Annotated in this window: 3 protein-coding genes; 1 reads left to right on the forward strand and 2 read right to left on the reverse strand. The window is 40.0% G+C overall.

What is annotated here, in order from left to right:
• Window positions 1-911: 911 nt before the first annotated feature.
• Together EWV68_RS03095 and EWV68_RS03100 are read right to left on the reverse strand one after the other, a co-directional pair.
• Window positions 912-1,502: a PEP-CTERM sorting domain-containing protein gene (locus tag EWV68_RS03095; protein ID WP_287168779.1), complete on the reverse strand. Its 591-nt coding sequence runs from the start codon at window positions 1,500-1,502 to the stop codon at window positions 912-914.
• Between the two features lie 345 nt (window positions 1,503-1,847).
• Complete coding sequence (locus tag EWV68_RS03100) at window positions 1,848-2,522, reverse strand: TIGR04283 family arsenosugar biosynthesis glycosyltransferase (RefSeq protein ID WP_287168780.1); 675 nt, start codon at window positions 2,520-2,522, stop codon at window positions 1,848-1,850.
• Window positions 2,523-2,753: 231 nt separating this feature from the next.
• On the opposite strand from EWV68_RS03100, the gene EWV68_RS03105 reads away from it, so the two are divergent.
• Complete coding sequence (locus EWV68_RS03105) at window positions 2,754-3,143, forward strand: CoA-binding protein (RefSeq protein WP_287168782.1); 390 nt, start codon at window positions 2,754-2,756, stop codon at window positions 3,141-3,143.
• The last annotated feature ends 98 nt before the right edge of the window (window positions 3,144-3,241 follow it).

A 3,241-nucleotide genomic window follows, 5' to 3' on the forward strand; every position in this document is an offset into this window, starting at 1 on the left:
CAAAGACTTAATAGAAGGGATTGAATTGGCTATGTTAGAAGTTACTCAAAAAGATATTCGCAATTGGTTTACTCACTGTTGCTACTGTACCTCATAAGTCAGAGAATTGCTATAATTGTCAATTATATGAATAGATTGATAAAGCTTGTTCTCAAGCCGCTAAAAGCCTATCAGTTCTTTGTGTGATCAGTTTAACTTACTATAGAAGCGATCAATCTTTGTGTCCTCTGTGTCTGGAGTGGTTCCTTCCACTCCCTCTCCAGCAGGACTGTATCTTAGAATACATTTTACCCACCAAACCTAAGATAGCCCGGTTCTTCGGTTTGTGTTATGCGATGGATGGGGTTACAAGGGATGAAAACCCTATATAGAGTTGGCTGAATAAATCTAATTTTTTCGATAAAAGCGGCAGGGTTAAAACCAGCAAGAGTGGCTGTGCCAAGGGTAGCACCTAAAAGATCAAGAAATTGACGGCGATCGAGAGACATATTCTCAGAGCAGATGTTCCGATGCTCAATTATCCTATCGATCGGTGCCTTGGCAGACAAAAGTTTTTAAGTACCTAGGCAAAATTAATTACACATATCTAACCCCGCTCTTGCCTCTTGCCTCTTGCCTCTTGCCTATCTTCACTAGGAAATTAATTTTGCACGACTACTTAAGTACCTAGGCAAAATTAATTACACATATCTAACCCCGCTCTTGCCTCTTGCCTATCTTCACTAGGAAATTAATTTTGCACGACTACTTATTTTTACCTGTCCGCCATTAAAATGTCAAATTTTTTGAGTAATTGCCAGGGAATTTAAAAAAATTTGTTTACTCAAATTAAGAGTTAAATTTGGAAGGTTTCTAGAGCGCGTTTTTCCTCAAGTTGGAATGGAAAACATCCCATCCCCACACTTGTCAATTTATCGTTTTTGTTTGAATTGAGAACCGATGCCTAAAAGTCCTAAACCCAATAATCCTAAAATTGCCGAAGGTTCGGGAACCGGTGTAGCACTGGGAGTGACATTGATGTTATCAAACTGATGAAACGGGGATGCCTGAATCCATTGAACAGATACTAAATTAGTGAAGCTAGAATTAAAGGTAAAAGTTTCTAGGGTACTAAGAATTGCATCGGTAGTAAAAGCTTGGCTAACGGTACTAGAATCGGCCTTTGTTCCTGTAAAATTGACAGTCACACTATCATCACCATTGGCGCTAGTTAGTTGAATAGAATTTAAGTCAAATAAGCCCCCACCATTTTGGGTTAATCTGGTGATTCCACCAACCGTATTATTGAATAAGGCGGTAGAACCAGGGTAACGAGATGCCTGAGTGCCAAAAAATGCAAAGGAAGCAATAGACAGGTTATCTAGGGTAAAACCGTCTTCGGTATAGGTAAAACCGACATTGTTAACGCCTGAGTTATTTTGTTCTAAGCTTTGAAAATCGATAATTACAGCTTGGGCGGCTTGGAAAGGGGCTAGGATGGCTAGAGTTGCCCCCGCTACCAATAAGCAATGCTTACCCCCCCCACATTTTTGATTACTTTTGTTAATGTTTTGTCCATGGAAAACTCTTCCTTCGTAAGTTTCCTTCGATTATATAATTGTATTTTTCAAAAGACTGGTACTGCCTGCTACCAATAAGCAATGCTTACCCCCCCCGCACTTTTGATGATTTTTGTTAATGTTTTGCGCCATGGAAACCTCTTCTTTGGTAGGGTTTCTTCAATTGTATAATTGTCTTTGCCTCTCTTGGATATTGGCTGAAAAATGTTCACAATGTCACATTATGGGCTTAACGCCTGCGCCCCTACATTGCACAATGACCTCAAATACTTTTTCAGCAAGCCTTTATTACCATAAACGATAAAAACTTTTCAACAAGCGCGGCGGAATTTTTAGATAATAACCAATAATTATTAATTGATTAACTAAGGTGGTTTTGCCAACTCCTAATTTTTGCCAACGTCTTGCCGAGGTAATCACCGGAGCAGCAACTATGGCTATTTTACCCCTTTTTTTCAATCTTTGTATTAATTCAAAATCTTCCATAATTGGCAACTCAGGAAACCCCCCTAAATCGGTCAATATTGAGGCTTTTAAAAATATTCCTTGATCTCCGTAGGGAAGAGAAAACCAGTGAGAACGCCAATTAACTAATTTTTCCACTAAACGCAGGGTTTTTTCCTCTCCATCAATTTTTAATTCAAAAGCCCCCGCTACTATCCCAGATTGGGATAAAGTATTGATAATTTGTTCTTGAAATTCCTGGGGAAGTAAAGTATCTCCATGCAGAAATAACAAAGTATCTCCTTTCGCTATTTTGGCTCCTAAATTCATCTGAAATGCACGACCTTTTCTGGGTAAAATAATTACTTTCGCTCCCAATTGTTCGGCTATTTCTCTGGTTTTATCGGTACTGCCCCCATCGACAACAATAATTTCTACTCCCGCACCTATCTGTTTTAACGTTGCGGCAATTCTTAACTCCTCATTGAGAGTCGGAATGATAATACTAAGATAATTCATCAGGTTTTGTGGTAACTAAAGTCAGAGGATTTAGGGGCGACCATCGGGTAAATTTTCCTACAAATACCCAGGGATTGACTGGGATTTTTAATAACTGTTTTTTCGGTAGAAAAGTTAAACATTGCTGCCAGTTCTTCAGAGTGGCTAAAGCTGGAGTCAAAAGTCGATACCAAATTAGGTTACACTTCATCTTTATGGAAAGCGAAACTCTGTTCTAAGATAGGTGGGACAATGCCGAATATTAAAGGAGACGATGGTGCGCTCAAAACCATCTTCAGCAATAGTAAAATTATCGCAGTGGTCGGGCATTCCGAGAAATCGAGCCGCGCCAGCTATCAGGTAGCCAAATTCCTGCAAGCGGTGGGTTATCGAGTCTATCCTGTCAATCCGATGGTCAAGCAAATTGACGGTCAAAGCTGCTATCCTTCTCTAGAAGCTATCCCCGAACCTGTGGATATTGTTAACGTTTTTCGTCATCCTGATTATCTACCCGAAATTGTCGAGTCAGCTATTGCTATTCGGGCCGCTACCCTTTGGACACAATTGAGAATTTATCACCCAGTTGCCGAAAAAAAAGCGATCGAGGCGGGTTTAAATGTGATTATCGAAAATTTGGGTTGAAAACCTCGCCCTTTAGGGCGACTTTATGTTAGCATTAAATTGAGTCGTTGACTTTGGGAACGCAGGAAACAAGCGACACTCCGTAATCCCTAAATCTC

It is taken from the genome of Microcystis sp. M_QC_C_20170808_M9Col (genome assembly GCF_007095495.1).
Lineage (GTDB): Bacteria > Cyanobacteriota > Cyanobacteriia > Cyanobacteriales > Microcystaceae > Microcystis > Microcystis aeruginosa.